The sequence below is a fragment of the Halorussus halophilus genome (genome assembly GCF_008831545.1).
Classification (GTDB): Archaea; Halobacteriota; Halobacteria; order Halobacteriales; family Haladaptataceae; genus Halorussus; species Halorussus halophilus.
On sequence record NZ_CP044523.1, the window covers coordinates 3054984 to 3069537 of the forward strand.

A 14554-nucleotide genomic window follows, 5' to 3' on the forward strand; every position below is an offset into this window, starting at 1 on the left:
ACAACGAATTACGATAAAAGGATTTCGGCAAGGCATATTAAATCATTCTAGGAATATAATCGGCTCTCACGGGAGAGGAACGAGAGAGAAGACCTGGTCGAAGCCTACTCGGCGATGTCGATGGCAGGGCGGCCGGGAGCGGCCTTCCCTGCAAGATTCGAATCGGCGTCGGCGTCCTGAACGACCACGTCGGCACCGAACTCGCGTTCGAGGAGCCACGCGGCACGTTCGAGGGCCTCGCGCTCGCGCTCCGGCGAAAGTTGCTCGTCCAGTGCTTCCGACTTGGCGGCCAAGTCCTTCGCGAAGTCGGCGGCATTGCTGCCGACCTCGCGCAGTTCTTCGTCGCCCATAATGGTGCCGACGACGTTGCCGTCCGCGTTCATCGCGATTTCGTGGGCGCGGTGCTTCCACTCCGGTGCGACGGCGAGCGTGATGGTTTGAGGGTCCTCGATGCCCACCGTATCCACGATATCGCGCACGTCTTCGCGGGTGTTCTCGACGAGTTGGCGCTCGGTGTCGTAGTCGTCGGGGGCGTCTGCGGCAGGCCAGTCGGCCTCCGCGACGAGGCCGTCTTCGCCCAGTCGGTTCCACGCTTCCTCGGCGACGTGGGGCGCGACTGGTGAGAGTAGCTTGACGGCGATTCGGAGGCCGCGTTCGAAGGTGTCGGCGTCCGGCGTGGTGTACTCCCGGTAGCGGCGCAGCAGGGAAATCATCTCTCGCACCGCCTGTAGCGCGTGGTTGAACCGGAAGGCTTCGAATTCGTCCGTTGCCTTTGCGACCGTGGCGTCGAGTTCACGGGCGACGTACTCCGAGACTGCGTGGTCACTGGGTTCTGCGTCGGCCGAAACCTCGCCGTCTGCATACTCCTCGACCAGTTTGTAGACGTTCTGGAGGAAGCTGTGAGCCGACTGGACGCCCTCGGGACTCCACGCGAACTCCTTCTCCGGCTGGGCGGCCTCCATGATGAACAGGCGGGCCGTGTCGGCACCGTACTCGTCGATGATGCGCTGTGGCGAGACGCCGTTGTCGCCGCTCTTGGACATCTTGTTGCCGTCTTCGCCCAGCACCATGCCCTGGTTGGTGAGGTTCCGGAACGGCTCTCGGGTCCCTTCGAGCAGGTCGATGTCGTCCAGCACTTTGGTGAACAGACGCGCGTACAGCAGGTGCATCACGGCGTGTTCGATGCCGCCGACGTACTGGTCCACCGGCATCCAGTCGCTGGCGCGCTCGCTATCGAACGGCGCACTGCCCAGGTCTGGCGAGACGAACCGCAGGAAGTACCACGAGGAGTCAACGAAGGTGTCCATCGTGTCCGTCTCGCGCACTGCATCGCCGCCACAGTCGGGACACTCGACGTGCTTCCAGTCCTCGGCGGCGTCCAGCGGATTCCCCGTGGTGTGGACGAACTCCGGCAGTTCGACGGGCAGGTCCTCGTCGGGGACCGGGACGTGGCCGCAGTCGTCGCAGTGAATCATCGGAATCGGGGTCCCCCAGTACCGCTGGCGGGAGACGCCCCAATCGCGCAGTCGGTAGTCCGTGCGGTTCTCGCCGTCGAAGACTTTCACGAATTTGTCGCGGGCTTCCTCGCTTTCGAGGCCGTCGTACTCGCCGCTGTTGACGAGGACGCCGTCTGGCGTGTAAGCGGCCTCCTGCACGTCAATTTCGTCGGGAGACACGTCGGCGTCAGGGTTCGGCTCTACGACCTGCTCGATTGGGATGTCGTGGGCCTCCGCGAAGGCGTGGTCGCGGTCGTCGTGAGCGGGCACAGCATAGAGGGCACCCGTGCCAACGTCGTCCAGCACGTAGTCGGCGACGTAGACCGGGATTTCCTCACCCGTGGCCGGATTCGTGGCGTACTCGCCGGTGAAGACGCCCGAGGTTTCCTCGATTTCGTCTTCGTCGGCGGCTTCGACGCGTTCGACGTATTCTGCAACGTCGTCGTTCTCCTCGGCGAGGTCCTGTGCGATTGGGTGGCCGGGCGACAGCGAGAAGAACGTCGCGCCGTGAATCGTGTCGAGACGAGTCGTGAAGATTTCGGCAGTTCCGTAGCCTTCGATTTCGAACTCGACGCTCGCGCCCTCTTGGCGGCCGATCCAGTTGCGCTGCATCTCCTTGACGTTGGCTGGCCAGCCGTCGAGGTCGTCTAATGCTTCGAGGAGTTCGTCGGCGTAGTCGGTGATGGTGATGAACCACTGGTCCATCTCGCGGTGTTCGATGGGCGTGTCACACCGCCAGCAGAGTTCGGCTTCGCCTTCGACCTGTTCGTCGGCGAGGACGGTCTCGCAAGAGGGACACCAGTTGAGTTCCGCGCTCTGGCGTTCGACCAGTCCCTCTTCGTGGAACTTGTTGAACAGCCACTGGTTCCACTGGTAGTACTCCGGTTCGCAGGTCGTAATCTCGCGCTCCCAGTCGTAGCCGAAGCCCATCGACTCGAACTGCTCGGTCATCGAGTCGATGCACTGCATCGTCCAGTCGCGCGGGTTCGTGTCGCGCTCCTCGGCGGCGTTCTCGGCGGGCAGACCGAACGAGTCCCAGCCCATCGGGTGCAAGACCGCTTCGCCGCGCAGTCGCTCGAATCGGGCGTACGCGTCGGTGATGGTGTAGTTCCGGACGTGGCCCATGTGGAGGCTCCCGGACGTGTAGGGGAACATCGCGAGGACGTACTTGGGGTCCTCGGCGCTGTCCTCGATGCGGAACACGTCGGCATCGTCCCACGCCTCCTGCCACTTGGGTTCGACTGCGGCGTGGTCGAACCCCCGCTCGCGCTGCTCGCCAGTTCCGTCGGTCATTATGCTCGAATTTCGGGCTACGACGGTACTATAGCTTTTCCTTCTGCCACAGAAGCGTACGTGGGGTGATTCGGGTGGTGGCGAGGGGTAGTATCGACTGTGACACTTTCCACGAGGAACGCGCAGTGACACCTTCAACTGGAAGCGACCGGTGACGCAAACTACCGGGTGGGACTGAAAGGGGCCGGGTGCGAGGCGCGCATCGCGCGCCTCGATGCGGAGCGCCGGAGGCGCGGAGCGCGCTCGCGTTTACGTGGTCGTCTCGGTGGCCTCTATTCGGCGCGCTGTTTGCGCCGAATATGTCGCCGAGACGACCGCGAGCGGCCGGGGGCTTTCTACGAGGAAGTTGTGGTTATGCAGGTTGCTACGTAGAGATAGCCGAACAGAGGAAGCTAGCTACTCCCGGTACCAAGGAGAAACCGCACAGCACCGCAACCGCCTCAGCCACACACCTCCCCAACCGACTGCGGTCCTCGGTCTCCGCTACGCTCCGACCTACGGTCCTCGTCCCTCGCACGAGTTCGGCGTGACCACGAGGGTCACGCCAGCGCGCGCCGACTGGATGCTGAACGATAGTCACAGTCAGAAAAACGGTCTACGGATTTCGGAACCAACGATTAATTAGTCGCACGTGGTACGCCGTCAGGATGCACTGGGAACGGAGGCGGGACCTCGAAGGGGGCAAAGAACTGGGCGTGTGGCTCCTCGTGGACGACGAAACCGTCGAGACCGAACTCTACGTCGAGTCTCACGAGTATCGTGGCGGCAAGTTCGACGTGTATACCACGAGCGCCAAGGACGACGAGTGGGCACACCACGGCGAGTTCGAGACGCCACACGAGGCGTTCGAGCAGGCGCGCTCGATGCTAGAAGCGAGTCCGCACGAGGTGCGGGAACTGTAGACGAGCGCCGACTATCTTCCGAGTGATAGTTTACCGTGTTATCCAGTATATAGCACTCGTTACCGGGTCGTTAGAGCAATTTTTGGGAGCGTAAAATCGCAAGACTGCGCCGGAATCGTCTCGTCAGTTGTCTCTCGACGTAGTATATCTGCGAAGCGAGCGGAACGGTCGAAAACGGAATGGAGCGTTACTGGGGCTTAGGAGCCTCGCTAGTGTACTTTCTCGTATGTCCAAAAGTAGTTCTCCGTCCAGCGGCCACCGACCGGGGACTGGCTCCACGGTCGATTTCGAGACCCGGTTCGACGTGCGCAGCAACTCGCTCCGTCGGACAGTCATCTCCGTGCTTCACGAGGCGCAGGTGTTGACTCGCGGGGAACTGACCGAAGCAGTTGCCGAGACCGTAGACGAGACCACGGAGGGCTCCGACCGCCAGACCCGGCGACGAGTGCGCTTCTCGCTCGCGCACAACCACCTTCCGCGCATGGAGGAAGCGGGCATCGTCGAGTTCGACAGGAAGACCGTCGCCGCGACGCCTCGACTCGACGAACTCGCCAGCCCCCGTATCGACGAGTTTCAGCTGACCCAACACGCCTGACAAACCATGGTCTTTCACACGATTCGCTGTTCGAACTGTACCGAGACGCGCGTCGGACGAGATACGCCGACGGGCGTCCGTCCCGTACAGGACGAGTGCCCGAGTTGCGGCAGCACGAGCTACGGAATTCTCTCAACGTCTTCGCGGAGTTACGCCGAGTCGGCGGCGACTGGCCAACCGGAACGCGAACACTCCTAAATCGAGGACAGAACTCAGCGGTCGTCGGTCTCTTTCAACGTCGCAATTTTTCCGGCCATGTCTTCGGTCGCTCGCGCCGCGGAGTCGCCGGTCCCCACCACGTCGATGCCGTCTTGGGTCGCCTCCCACGAGCCATCCGGTCGCTTGGTGAGGTCCACGACAGTCGAGCCGACGTACTTGCCAGTCGGTTCACGCTCGGGTCGGTCCGCTGGACGAGACATATCGACGTGTGTGAACCCACCCCACAAATAGATTACTGGTCTCGGCGGCCTGCTGAAAACGAGTATAAAAGAACACTGACAATATGTGGGTATGCCAGATGGGTGCATCGAGCAGATGGAACGCATCGCCGACCATCTGGGGGACGGGTGGGTCGTCGAAACGCTCGCCGTCGCCTCCGACGGAGTCGGCGCAACAGCGCGGTACGCGTGGACTGAAGAGTGTCACGTCGCCATCGAGTGGGCGACCGGGGCGGACGGCCAGCAGGTCACACTCGAAACGTACCACGAGTCGCCACAGACGTGGTTGGACACCGACGAAACGACGACTGGTCTCGCGGCCGACGCGATTCAGGACTGTGCGTGGTACGTCGAACAGGAACTGACCGCGCCGACGCAAGTTGGTCGATATGGAGGTTCAGAGACCGGGAGCGACCTCGGCACGTTCGACGACGACCCCATGTCGTTCGACGGTCGTTCCACGCCACGCTCCGCCCGGTTTTCGCGCGTCTGATAGCGTTTTCTTCAACTTGTTCGAAACCATTTATTAGCACCAATAGTTTTAACTAATAACAGCCCGGTAAAAGTAATAACGGCGGTCTCGGACCCGCTGTGGTTCGAACGGGACCGCCACAGAATCGCACGACAACTATCGAAGGGCGTCTCGCGGCGCGCGAGACGCCTGCCGAGAATCCATCAGCCACCACACGATGCCTAACAAACAGCTACGAGACTGGCAGAAAGTCGTAATCATGGCCTGTGCCCCGTTCTTCGGGAACCGAGCCATCTCGAAGAAGGCGAACTGCTCGGTCTGGGCCGTTCGGAAGTACCGCAAGAAGATGAAACAGCAGCGAGGAACCCTCGACATCGACGAGGACGACGACGCCGTGGTCACGCCACAGGGGATGTCGGTCCTCGACGACATCGTCGAGTCCGGTCTCGAAGAGGAACAGGGCCGTATTTAGGGTCTGACGGTCCAATTCAGTGCCCGCATTGTACTTTTTTCGGGGATAGCGAGGTTCTGAGTCACGACTTTGTTCTGAATCAGTCTGAAATCACACCGACGCGGAAAACCAGTTTATATCCTACTGTGTCTTGATTGAACCATGTCGCTCAGCAACGACGAAGAGACCGACCGAACCTACGCGGTACAGTTCGTCCTCGAAGTAGACGATAGCGCGTTCGCCGACTTCGTCCTCGACGCAGTGCCCGGCCCGGAGACCCCCGGCGTCGATGCGGCCGGGCACAAGACGTACGTAGACGAGACGGGACTCGGAAACCCAGTCGTGGGCGCGTCCGTGCCGTTCGCCGACCGAGGCGACGCCGAATCGCTGTACGAGTCCGTCCGAGAACTGGACGGCATCGACGAGTGTACCGAATCCGGCAGTTTAGCGATCCGTGAACACGGCGGCCCCGCCGCGGAGCGGTTCGAACCACCCATCGTCGCTCGGACGGCGTGCCCTAACTGACCAAACCGCATTTAGAACATGGCTAAAGTACAGTATGTGTATGTTCCACAATACGTTCCCGAGCCAGCACGGAAGTGACCGCGCATGTTGACCCACCAAGAGCGAATCAGGTTGACGAACAGTCTTCCGACCTCCTACAGCGTCACGTCCAACGGGACGACGTACACCTACGACTTCCAGACGTGGTGGGACGACGAGAGTCACACGAGAAGCTACCCCGAGGCAATTCTCGGGTGGAACGAACGAAGCGTCGAAAAGACCGACGAGCAGTCGATGGGCGGCGTGGCCGAAATCGACGAGCGAGAGGGCGAGAACGCGTACGAGTACACGTACGCGACGCGACTCTACGACGAGTTGTCCGTCACGTGCCTCGTCGAAGACGCGACGAACGCCGACGACGTGCCGCCGAAGCAACGTGCCGAGTCGTTCGCACGGCGACTGCGTGAACATTTCCAGTACGATTTCGACCAGAATAGCGCCGGTGCGAACGGTGAGCGTCCGGTCGTCGCGCGACTCTCGAAGTCGCCGGTTCACGACGCGCACGCGGACCCCTCGGGGACCGACGTGCAGGAGTACGAGTTCCGCGTTCGACTCCACTACACCGACGAACACACCGAGACGGTCGAGACAGTCGAGGACGTAGAGTACAGCTTCGACGCGGACTGAGCGGTCCGGTCGCAGTACCAGCCAGGTCGTCCTACCGAACTTCTTCTCGCGATTGCGCGATAGTTCAACGGGCAGATTCTCCCCGCCGAACTCGATTCCCGACTCCTCACACCCACCAAAAACCACCGTTCCAGGTGTTGTCGGAAAACTGATATATAAGCTCCCGGCAGTAGAGATAGTTGCCAGTCCCATGCCAGTTTCAGTAGTCAACATCGACCTGTCGGCCTCGACCGGCGCGACGGCGAAGCCGACGTACAACGACATCGCACTGATCGGTCATTCCACGACCGAACCATCTGTCGGGTACAACAACGCGAAGCGATACTCCAGTCCCGACGACGTGGCCAGCGACTTCGGCGACCAGAGCGACGTGTACACCGCGGCGCAGGCGCTCTCCGAAATGGGCGTCGAATCGTGGGTCGCGGCGTGTGCAGCAGAGAAGACTGCCTCCGGCGAACTGCTGGGCGGCGACGCGTCCAGTACGAGTACGGGCACGATTTCGAACGTCCCCGTCCACGACGACACGGACGCAGTCAGCATCGCAGTAGACGGCACCGACAAGACCGTCGTGCCGAAGACAGCCAGTCCGCCGGACGCGAACGAGTCGCCCGCGACCGACGAAGCGTACGTCAACTTCGAGACGGGCGAAGTCGTCACCGGCGAATCAACCAGTGGGAGTGCCTCCGGCATCGTCGCCGACTACCACTACCTCGACTGGTCGAGTCTGAAGCCCGAACTCGAACCGCTCGGCATCGACCTGTTCGTCCTCGCTGACACCCGCTGTGAGCGCGAGCACGTCGGTAACCTCGGCGAACTCGTCTCGTTCGCCGGGTCCATCGACGCCGCAGTCGTCGCCGCGCACATGAACGGTTCGCAAGCGGCCGACGACCAGACCGCACTCCAGACCGCACAGGATGTCGCGGGTGCGGTCCCGAGCGGCGACCTCATCATGGCCGCCCACAAGTCCAGCGACGACGTCGCGGCGTACATCGCTGGCCAACTCGGCGTCAACCCTGCGTGGTTCGACCCGTTCTGGGACGGCGACGGCTACCCCTTCGACACCGGTCTCTACCGCCGCTCGCTAGTCGGCGACCCCGGCACCACCGAGACGTTCGAAGGCGGCGACGAGAACGGCAACGGCCCGTCGAACGCCATCATCTCCGTGGACGGCACCCTCGTGCTGTCGAACTCGCTGACGACCGCCGGCGCGAGTTCGAACTACCGCTACTTCGACGTGGGCCGCACCGAGGCGTTCATCGCCAACGAAGCACAGGAGGCGCTCAAGAGCCTCCGACTCGGCAACGACCAGATTCCGTTCACGAAGGACGGCCGCTCCCAGATTCTCGGCGCGATTCGTGGCCGACTCCAGCAGTACGTCGGTTCCAACGGCGCGCCGCTCTCGGAACTCGAAGTGACCGCACCGACTATCGACCAACTCTCGGACACGGACAAGTCCAACCGCGTCTTCCCGGGTATCACCATCCAGGGAACGCTCGCGAGCAACGTCCACGAGTTCGGCGTCGAGCTGAACGTCCGCGCCTAAGGAGTGACTACAGATGCCAAACAAAGAATACGACGCCCGTGAGATCTCCATCACGGTTGACGGCGAACAGATTGCTGACTTAGACAGCTTCGGCTACGACCAGTCGAAGGCCCACGAACTCGAACGCACCCTCGACGGCGGGAGCGTCTGGGTCAAGGGCACCGGCGAGTTCTCCGGTTCCTTCGCAGTGAAGGCGACTTCCGACAACGTACCGATGCTCGAAGACCTCTTCCAAGAGGGCACGGTCTTCGACATCACCATCTCCTACGCCGAGAGCGAACCGCGCTCGGAGAGTACGTTCGTGGACTGCATGCTGACGGACTACGGTCCCTCGGACTACGAACTCGACGGCGTCCCGACGGTCGAGGGCTCGTGGGAAGCCGCCGAAGTCACTCACCGATAACACGTACCATCAGCCACTATGAACGACGATACCGTACTCGAACGACGCGACGCGAGCGACCTCGAAACGAACGACGAGGTCGAACAGACCGTAGACGAGATGCTCGACACGGACGACCTCGAAACTGGGAAGTCGGGCGACGAGGGGGCTGCCGAGGCATCTACCGGGGGTAACGAATCCTCGGCAGCCGACCCCGAGAACTTCGACTTCGAGAACCAAGAGTGGACGCTCGGCGGTAAGCGAGAACCCGAGGTCCACGAGATTCAGGGGATGAAGTTTCTGTTCGAGGAACCGGAGAACGACGACACCGTTCTCAACGAACTCGACCAGGTCGGCGACGACGACCGCAGCGCACAGATGAAGGCGCTAGTCCAACTCGTCGTCGCCAAGCCCGAGGTCACAGACGACCGCTGGGAACAGATGTCCTTCGCAGCCAAACTCGGTCTCGCCGGACAGGCCGCCGAGTTCCTCGGACTAGGCGAGGGATTTCTGAACGAGTAGCCGGATGGGCCCGGTCTGCCGCTGGCCGCATCACCATCTCGCTCGCGCTCAGGCTGAACAAGCCAATCGAGGAGATTGCGGCGTGGCCGTGGCGTCGGCGATACGCCTACGCTATCGCCATCGGGGCTCATCAGGAGGAACAGCGGTCGAACAGACCTAATCCGAACACCGGAGACGTCGGGGGTTCGACGGGTTCGGCTCCCGCATCGCCGACAGCGGCCTCGAACGGGGTCCACCCGTCGGTGGCCAGACACGAACACGTCGTCCGCGTCAAGGACGACTGAGAAGCAATTTCTTGGAAAATGGGAATTTCACAGTTCTTCAGCAGCATAGACTCGGTGAACAAGTTCAACGAGCGGATGAAAGCGACGGAGACGAGAATCAACAACGTCAACAAAGCTACTGGAGACACCAGTAGCGCGATGGACCGGGCCAAAGCCAGCGTAGACGCGGCCGGGAAACAGGTGGGGCTCGCAACTGCGGCCTTCAAGCAACTCAGCACGATATGGGGTGCCGTTCTCGCAGAGGCAAAGAAGAACAGCGACGAGTTCAAGAGTAAGACGAAGACGCTCAACAGGAAACTCGGGAAGTTCGTTGACCTCGTGATGAAGGGGGTGATTCCGGTACTGATAGCACTGGTCAACGTCCTCACCTTCGTCGTCACCGAGCTGAACAAGTACCCCGGCTTGTTGGAGGCCGTCGGCGTCGGATTCGCTATCCTGTTGACGACGGTCACTGCACTCGCCGCCAGTCAGGCAGCCGTGGCTTCGGCGATGGCGGTCAGCGCCATGGCACTGCAGACCTATGCGGCTGCCGCATGGACAGCCGAGAAGGCGACGAACGGCCTAAGCTGGAGTAAACAGAAACTCTCGGGCGCCATCAAGTGGGTGAAAAACACCACGGTCGCCGAAACAGCGGCGAAGAAAGCCAGTGCCGCCTGGGACTGGGCAGCGACGAAAGCGACGAACGTGTACAGTGCGGCGAAGACTGCGCTCGGAACCGCAGTCACCGCGGTCACGTCAGTCATCAACCGTGAGAACGCGACGAAGGCTGTCGGCATCGTCCGCGACTACGCGTCTGCGGCGGCGAGTTACGCCTCAGCAGCGGCGAGTTGGACGTTAGCGAGCGCGAAGAACGCAGTCGCCGTCGTGACGGGAACGCTCGTGTCGCTCATCAGCGCGCAAGCCGCGGCGTCCTACGCGTCTGCGGCGGCGAGCTACGCGGTGTCCGGCGCGATGTGGGCGTTCAGCGCCGCTTCGTCGGCGGCCTCGACCGCAGTCGGCATCTTGACGACAGTGTGGACGACGTTCCTCGCGATGTCCGGTGTCGGTCTCATCCTCGTCCTCGTCGGTGCCATCGTGGCACTGGTAGGCGCACTGGAGATGACCGGTGCGGTCGATGTCTCCGGCATCTTCGGTGGCTTGCTCGACTCCGTGATGGCGCTCATTCCGTCCGTCTCGGAGATTACTGCACTGCTCGGGTCGCTCGCTGGCGTCGGCGGCAAGCCCCAGGGAATGATGGAGTGGGCACAGACGCTCCTCAGCGTTCTGTTCCCCGTCATCCCTGTCGTGAGGGCAATCCTCAAACAGTTCGGCCTGCTGGACGACGTGGGCGCGATGCTCCAGAGCGCGGTCGGCAGCGTGATGGGCGTCGTGGACTCGCTACTCGGTGGTATCAAGCGACTCGTCTCGAACCCCAAGGAGACGCTCACCGCGTTCGCCAACGCGGGCATCGGCTTCGTGAAGGCGATGGCGAAGAAGCTCGTCACTGCGGGACCGAGAGTGCTGAAGAACGCGATTTCGACCGCCCTCTCGGCGGTCGTTCCGTTCCTGCCGTCGAGCGACGCCCAGCGAGGGCCGCTGTCGAACCTGACCGGTGCCGGTGCGTCGCTCGTCAAGACTATCGCCTCTGGAATCCTCGGCGCACCGGCGGCCATCGGCGGCGCGATACTGTCCGCACTGGGTGGTGCGCTCGGCGGTCTCGGAAAGGCCGCGCTCTCGCTCGGCAGTGAAATCGCCAACGGTATCGCCGACGGCATCTCGGGTGCCGCGGGTGCTATCGGCGGCGCGGTGCAGGGCGCGATGGACGCCGCGAAAGGTGCCGCCGATGCGGTCGGCGGTGCCGTCTCCGGAGCGGCCTCGGTCGCCAGCGGCGCTGTCGGCGGCGCGGCCTCGATGGCGTCCGACGTGGGCAACGCCGTCGGTGCGGCCGGGCAGGCCGCCGGAAACGTCGCTGGCGGTATCGGCAACGCCGCGGGCGACCTCGCTGGCTCGATTATGGGCGGCGGTGGCGGCGGCAAGTCCCAGCAGAACAACACCCAGATTCACTTCCACGGGGAGGTCCACGACGCACAGAAGATAGACAAGAAAGTCCGCGACGCCCAGCGACAGGCCGTCAAGCAAGCGCAAGGCGGCATCGAGGACGTCCTCGACATGGGCAGCGACGCGGCAGGCTCCCTACTCTAACATGAACGCAGCATTCGCACGACCGACGGCGGCGACGGGCGGCGAGACGACGATGCTCGTCGGCGACGTGACGCTGACAAACGTAACGAAGGTGAACGAACGAGGCGGCCAGCACGCGCCGACGAAGAAGACCGAGAAGGGCTTCGCGTACGGAACGTCGGTCGGCGCGGAACCGGTCTCGGTGAAGGTCGAGGCGGTGGTCGAACCGCGGACGTACTCGCGGCTCGCGGACATGCGCGACGCCGACGAGCCGTTTCCGGTGGCCGTGGGCTTCGTCTCGCTCGGCCGGAGCAAGCTGGACGACCTGCAGATCGACCAGCAGGCGTCCTCGACGAGTCACTACTCGGTTCGCATCTCGGTGACCCAGATTCAGGAGGCCCGCACCGGGACCGCGACGTTGGTCGTCGATTCGACCGACGGCCGCGGGAACGGGTCGGTCTTCGCCGGAAGTTCCGACGCGGCCGACGTGACGCTGGCCCGTTCGCAGGAGAACTCCACGGGCGACGACGGCTCCTCGGGCGGCGGCTGGAGCCTCGACGACACCGTAAACGACCTCGCTGACGCGATTGGTTTCTGATGACTGTCGAAACGATTCCCATTCCGACCGAGCAGGCGAAACGCAAGGAGCCGATTCGGCTCGAAACGACCGAACTCGACGCGTGGCCCGGCCATCGCTTCGAAATCCGATTCGACTGGAACAGCGAGCTACAGCGCTGGATACTCCGGGTGAGCCACGAGAACACCGACCGGGGGTTCGTCCGTGCCCCCGCGTGTCTCATGCGGGAGTACACACTGGACCCCTACGTCACGTTCGTCCTCTTCGACCCGGCGAACAAAGCCGAGCGGGTGACGCCACAGAACCTCGGGAGCGAAGTCGTTCTCGGGGTGTTCCCGCGCACGGCGGGTGGTCGAGAATGACGAAAGAGGATAACCAGATGCTGGAGACCGGTGACCGCTGATGGTCTGGAAGCAGTATCGCCGCGTAGACGTCGGCGAACTCAGCATCGAGGACCTCGACGTGGACATCGAGGTCGAGATGAGCGAAGACGGTGAGTTACTCTTCGACGTGACCATCTGGAACCTCACAGACGCCTCGTGGGAGCGAATCGGCAAGGGCGACGAGTGCCGCATCGTCCTCGGGTGGGAGAACGGTCCCTCCAAGAGCGTGGTTCACGGTGTCGTCCGCAAGAAGAAGAAGGAAGCCGACGGCAACGACGTGAAGTTCCGGTTGCAGGGGAAGGACCGGACCGACGAGCAGACGAGCCGTCGCTTCTCGAAGACGTGGTACGGCAAGGCACCGGACGGCGTGGCGGCCGACATCGCGAACCAAATCGGCCTGACTACGGGCGAGGTCGAGGCGGTCGGCCAGCAACTCGACAACAACTGGATGATCACGAAAGACAAGCCCGTCCGCCACTGGCTCGACAGACTCGTCGAGGAAGCCCAGAAGCGGACCGACACCGCGTGGGAGTGGTTCGTGGAGGCCGGAAAGCTGTACTTCGTGACCAAGGACGGTCGCAAGGAAGAGGCCGTCGAGTTGTCCTTCGACAACACGCTCGTCAGCATCGGCGAGGCAGAAGGCGACTCGAAGGCCGAAGAGAGCGGCTTGCAGTTCGAAGCGCTCTGCGAGCCACGGCTCCGACGTGGCGGTTCGGTCGTCGTGAACACCGACCGCTACCAGGGGCCGTACTCGCTGACCAAGTATCGATACGTCTCGGACTCCGAGACGGGAGACCACTACGTCGAGGGGCGTCTCGCGCCGCTCGACGTCGAATACACCGTACAATGAACGTTACGACACCACCGACGATACCCTGCCCGGCGTGCGACGGCGTGGCACACGCCATGCTGGACGACCAGTGGGGCCAGACAGAGGGCTGGCGCTGTCGCAGTTGTCTCGGCTACGTCGAACTCGACGGCGGCCGTCGAAGTTTCGACGTGACGACGATAGCGACCGGCACCGAGTTCGAGCTGTCGGCGCTCTCGAAGCAGGTGAGTCACGTCACGGGCATGGACTCCCCGCGCGTCGTTCGCGTGGGCGAAACAGACCAGCGGTACCGAGTGACCACCGATGAGTAAGCTACCCTCGCTCCTCCGGGAGTACGTCGCCGACGAACTGCGTGGCGTCTACACCGTCTCGATGGTCGTCGTCGAGTCCGTAGACGACGAGCGGCGGCGATGCACGGTGAGCTTCAAGCGGGACGAGAACGTCCTCGTGGACGAAGTTCCCATCGCCGCGACGTTCGCGTCCGGCGACGGCTACGGCGAAATTGCCCCCATCCAGCAGGGCGACGAAGGGTTCGTCCTGCACACGAAGGAGCCACTGGACGAACTGCTCATCCAAAGCGGGCACCGCGAAATCAGCTACGAGCAGCGGCAGTTCGCGCCGCAGGACGCCGTCTTCTTCCCCTGCGTCTGGAACGAGAAAGACACGATTCCGGACCACGAACCGGGCGAGTACCTCATCGCGCACGCAGACAGCGTGATTCGCGTCAAACCCGACGGCACGGTGTCACTAGCCGACGAAACCGGCCAGCAGTTGCGACTCGACCCCGAGACGAAGGAGACGACGGTGTCGCATCCGAGCGGGCAGACGATTCGGCTCAAATCTGACGGCATCGAACTCGAAGGGACGGTCAGCATCGGCGACCCCGCGGCCGCTGAGTCGGTCGCCGTACAGGACCACACCCACGACGTGACGCTGAGCGACGGCGCTACGGCGACCACTCAGTCGCCGAACGAGGATGGCACAGACACGGAGCTATCGTGATGGACGAAACTATGGTGACGGCGAACTGCCGTCGA

17 protein-coding genes are annotated in these 14554 nt (G+C 62.8%); 15 read left to right on the forward strand and 2 right to left on the reverse strand.

Going from position 1 to position 14554, the window contains the following annotated elements:
* Nucleotides 1-104: 104 nt before the first annotated feature.
* A complete protein-coding gene (gene leuS / locus F7R90_RS15165; protein WP_158058243.1) occupies nt 105-2789 on the reverse strand; it encodes a leucine--tRNA ligase in 2685 nt (894 codons plus the stop codon).
* A 647-nt stretch (nt 2790-3436) separates the two neighbouring features.
* Here leuS and F7R90_RS15170 point away from each other — a divergent pair.
* Both F7R90_RS15170 and F7R90_RS15175 read left to right on the forward strand, forming a co-directional pair.
* Nucleotides 3437-3691 (forward strand): hypothetical protein, encoded by a 255-nt coding sequence (locus F7R90_RS15170; protein ID WP_158058244.1) that lies wholly within the window; start codon nt 3437-3439, stop codon nt 3689-3691.
* A gap of 226 nt (nt 3692-3917) precedes the next feature.
* Nucleotides 3918-4286 carry a DUF7344 domain-containing protein gene (locus tag F7R90_RS15175; protein WP_158058245.1) on the forward strand — a complete coding sequence of 123 codons (369 nt, stop codon included), beginning with the start codon at nt 3918-3920 and terminating at the stop codon, nt 4284-4286.
* A gap of 212 nt (nt 4287-4498) precedes the next feature.
* Here F7R90_RS15175 and F7R90_RS15180 read toward each other — a convergent pair whose 3' ends face one another.
* Nucleotides 4499-4705 (reverse strand): hypothetical protein, encoded by a 207-nt coding sequence (locus F7R90_RS15180; protein WP_158058246.1) that lies wholly within the window; start codon nt 4703-4705, stop codon nt 4499-4501.
* 91 nt (nt 4706-4796) lie between these two features.
* Between F7R90_RS15180 and F7R90_RS15185 the strand changes: the two genes are divergently transcribed.
* The 13 genes from F7R90_RS15185 to F7R90_RS15245 all read left to right on the forward strand — a co-directional run bounded on the left by F7R90_RS15185 (nt 4797) and on the right by F7R90_RS15245 (nt 14519).
* A complete protein-coding gene (locus F7R90_RS15185; RefSeq protein WP_158058247.1) occupies nt 4797-5216 on the forward strand; it encodes a hypothetical protein in 420 nt (139 codons plus the stop codon).
* A gap of 196 nt (nt 5217-5412) precedes the next feature.
* On the forward strand, nt 5413-5667 hold the full coding sequence (locus F7R90_RS15190) for a hypothetical protein (RefSeq protein ID WP_158058248.1): 255 nt from the start codon (nt 5413-5415) through the stop codon (nt 5665-5667).
* A 141-nt stretch (nt 5668-5808) separates the two neighbouring features.
* Complete coding sequence (locus tag F7R90_RS15195; protein ID WP_158058249.1) at nt 5809-6171, forward strand: hypothetical protein; 363 nt, start codon at nt 5809-5811, stop codon at nt 6169-6171.
* Between the two features lie 84 nt (nt 6172-6255).
* Nucleotides 6256-6837 (forward strand): hypothetical protein, encoded by a 582-nt coding sequence (locus tag F7R90_RS15200; protein ID WP_158058250.1) that lies wholly within the window; start codon nt 6256-6258, stop codon nt 6835-6837.
* Nucleotides 6838-7027: 190 nt separating this feature from the next.
* Nucleotides 7028-8380 carry a DUF3383 domain-containing protein gene (locus F7R90_RS15205; RefSeq protein WP_158058251.1) on the forward strand — a complete coding sequence of 451 codons (1353 nt, stop codon included), beginning with the start codon at nt 7028-7030 and terminating at the stop codon, nt 8378-8380.
* A 13-nt stretch (nt 8381-8393) separates the two neighbouring features.
* A complete protein-coding gene (locus F7R90_RS15210; RefSeq protein WP_158058252.1) occupies nt 8394-8783 on the forward strand; it encodes a hypothetical protein in 390 nt (129 codons plus the stop codon).
* An 18-nt stretch (nt 8784-8801) separates the two neighbouring features.
* Entirely contained in the window at nt 8802-9284 is a 483-nt protein-coding gene (locus tag F7R90_RS15215) for a hypothetical protein (protein ID WP_158058253.1), read from the forward strand.
* 338 nt (nt 9285-9622) lie between these two features.
* Nucleotides 9623-11749, forward strand: a complete 2127-nt coding sequence (locus tag F7R90_RS15220; protein ID WP_158058254.1) for a hypothetical protein — start codon at nt 9623-9625, stop codon at nt 11747-11749.
* Nucleotide 11750: 1 nt separating this feature from the next.
* A complete protein-coding gene (locus F7R90_RS15225) occupies nt 11751-12326 on the forward strand; it encodes a hypothetical protein (protein WP_158058255.1) in 576 nt (191 codons plus the stop codon).
* Nucleotides 12326-12667, forward strand: a complete 342-nt coding sequence (locus F7R90_RS15230; RefSeq protein ID WP_158058256.1) for a phage baseplate plug family protein — start codon at nt 12326-12328, stop codon at nt 12665-12667. Before F7R90_RS15225 ends, F7R90_RS15230 begins: the two co-directional genes overlap by 1 nt.
* A 40-nt stretch (nt 12668-12707) precedes the next feature.
* Entirely contained in the window at nt 12708-13538 is an 831-nt protein-coding gene (locus tag F7R90_RS15235) for a hypothetical protein (protein WP_158058257.1), read from the forward strand.
* Entirely contained in the window at nt 13535-13828 is a 294-nt protein-coding gene (locus F7R90_RS15240) for a hypothetical protein (RefSeq protein WP_158058258.1), read from the forward strand. The genes F7R90_RS15235 and F7R90_RS15240 overlap by 4 nt, the downstream gene beginning before the upstream one ends.
* Nucleotides 13821-14519 carry a hypothetical protein gene (locus tag F7R90_RS15245; RefSeq protein WP_158058259.1) on the forward strand — a complete coding sequence of 233 codons (699 nt, stop codon included), beginning with the start codon at nt 13821-13823 and terminating at the stop codon, nt 14517-14519. Before F7R90_RS15240 ends, F7R90_RS15245 begins: the two co-directional genes overlap by 8 nt.
* Nucleotides 14520-14554 lie beyond the last annotated feature (35 nt).

Bases quoted from the DNA above. Each gene is read 5' to 3' on its own strand.
- F7R90_RS15205 (WP_158058251.1), top strand. From the start codon at position 7,028: ATGCCAGTTTCAGTAGTCAACATCGACCTGTCGGCCTCGACCGGCGCG.
- F7R90_RS15245 (WP_158058259.1), top strand. From the start codon at position 13,821: ATGAGTAAGCTACCCTCGCTCCTCCGGGAGTACGTCGCCGACGAACTG.
- F7R90_RS15225 (WP_158058255.1), top strand. From the start codon at position 11,751: ATGAACGCAGCATTCGCACGACCGACGGCGGCGACGGGCGGCGAGACG.
- F7R90_RS15200 (WP_158058250.1), top strand. From the start codon at position 6,256: ATGTTGACCCACCAAGAGCGAATCAGGTTGACGAACAGTCTTCCGACC.
- leuS (WP_158058243.1), bottom strand. From the start codon at position 2,789: ATGACCGACGGAACTGGCGAGCAGCGCGAGCGGGGGTTCGACCACGCC.
- F7R90_RS15215 (WP_158058253.1), top strand. From the start codon at position 8,802: ATGAACGACGATACCGTACTCGAACGACGCGACGCGAGCGACCTCGAA.
- F7R90_RS15175 (WP_158058245.1), top strand. From the start codon at position 3,918: ATGTCCAAAAGTAGTTCTCCGTCCAGCGGCCACCGACCGGGGACTGGC.
- F7R90_RS15185 (WP_158058247.1), top strand. From the start codon at position 4,797: ATGCCAGATGGGTGCATCGAGCAGATGGAACGCATCGCCGACCATCTG.
- F7R90_RS15210 (WP_158058252.1), top strand. From the start codon at position 8,394: ATGCCAAACAAAGAATACGACGCCCGTGAGATCTCCATCACGGTTGAC.
- F7R90_RS15170 (WP_158058244.1), top strand. From the start codon at position 3,437: ATGCACTGGGAACGGAGGCGGGACCTCGAAGGGGGCAAAGAACTGGGC.
- F7R90_RS15190 (WP_158058248.1), top strand. From the start codon at position 5,413: ATGCCTAACAAACAGCTACGAGACTGGCAGAAAGTCGTAATCATGGCC.
- F7R90_RS15230 (WP_158058256.1), top strand. From the start codon at position 12,326: ATGACTGTCGAAACGATTCCCATTCCGACCGAGCAGGCGAAACGCAAG.
- F7R90_RS15240 (WP_158058258.1), top strand. From the start codon at position 13,535: ATGAACGTTACGACACCACCGACGATACCCTGCCCGGCGTGCGACGGC.
- F7R90_RS15195 (WP_158058249.1), top strand. From the start codon at position 5,809: ATGTCGCTCAGCAACGACGAAGAGACCGACCGAACCTACGCGGTACAG.
- F7R90_RS15180 (WP_158058246.1), bottom strand. From the start codon at position 4,705: ATGTCTCGTCCAGCGGACCGACCCGAGCGTGAACCGACTGGCAAGTAC.
- F7R90_RS15235 (WP_158058257.1), top strand. From the start codon at position 12,708: ATGGTCTGGAAGCAGTATCGCCGCGTAGACGTCGGCGAACTCAGCATC.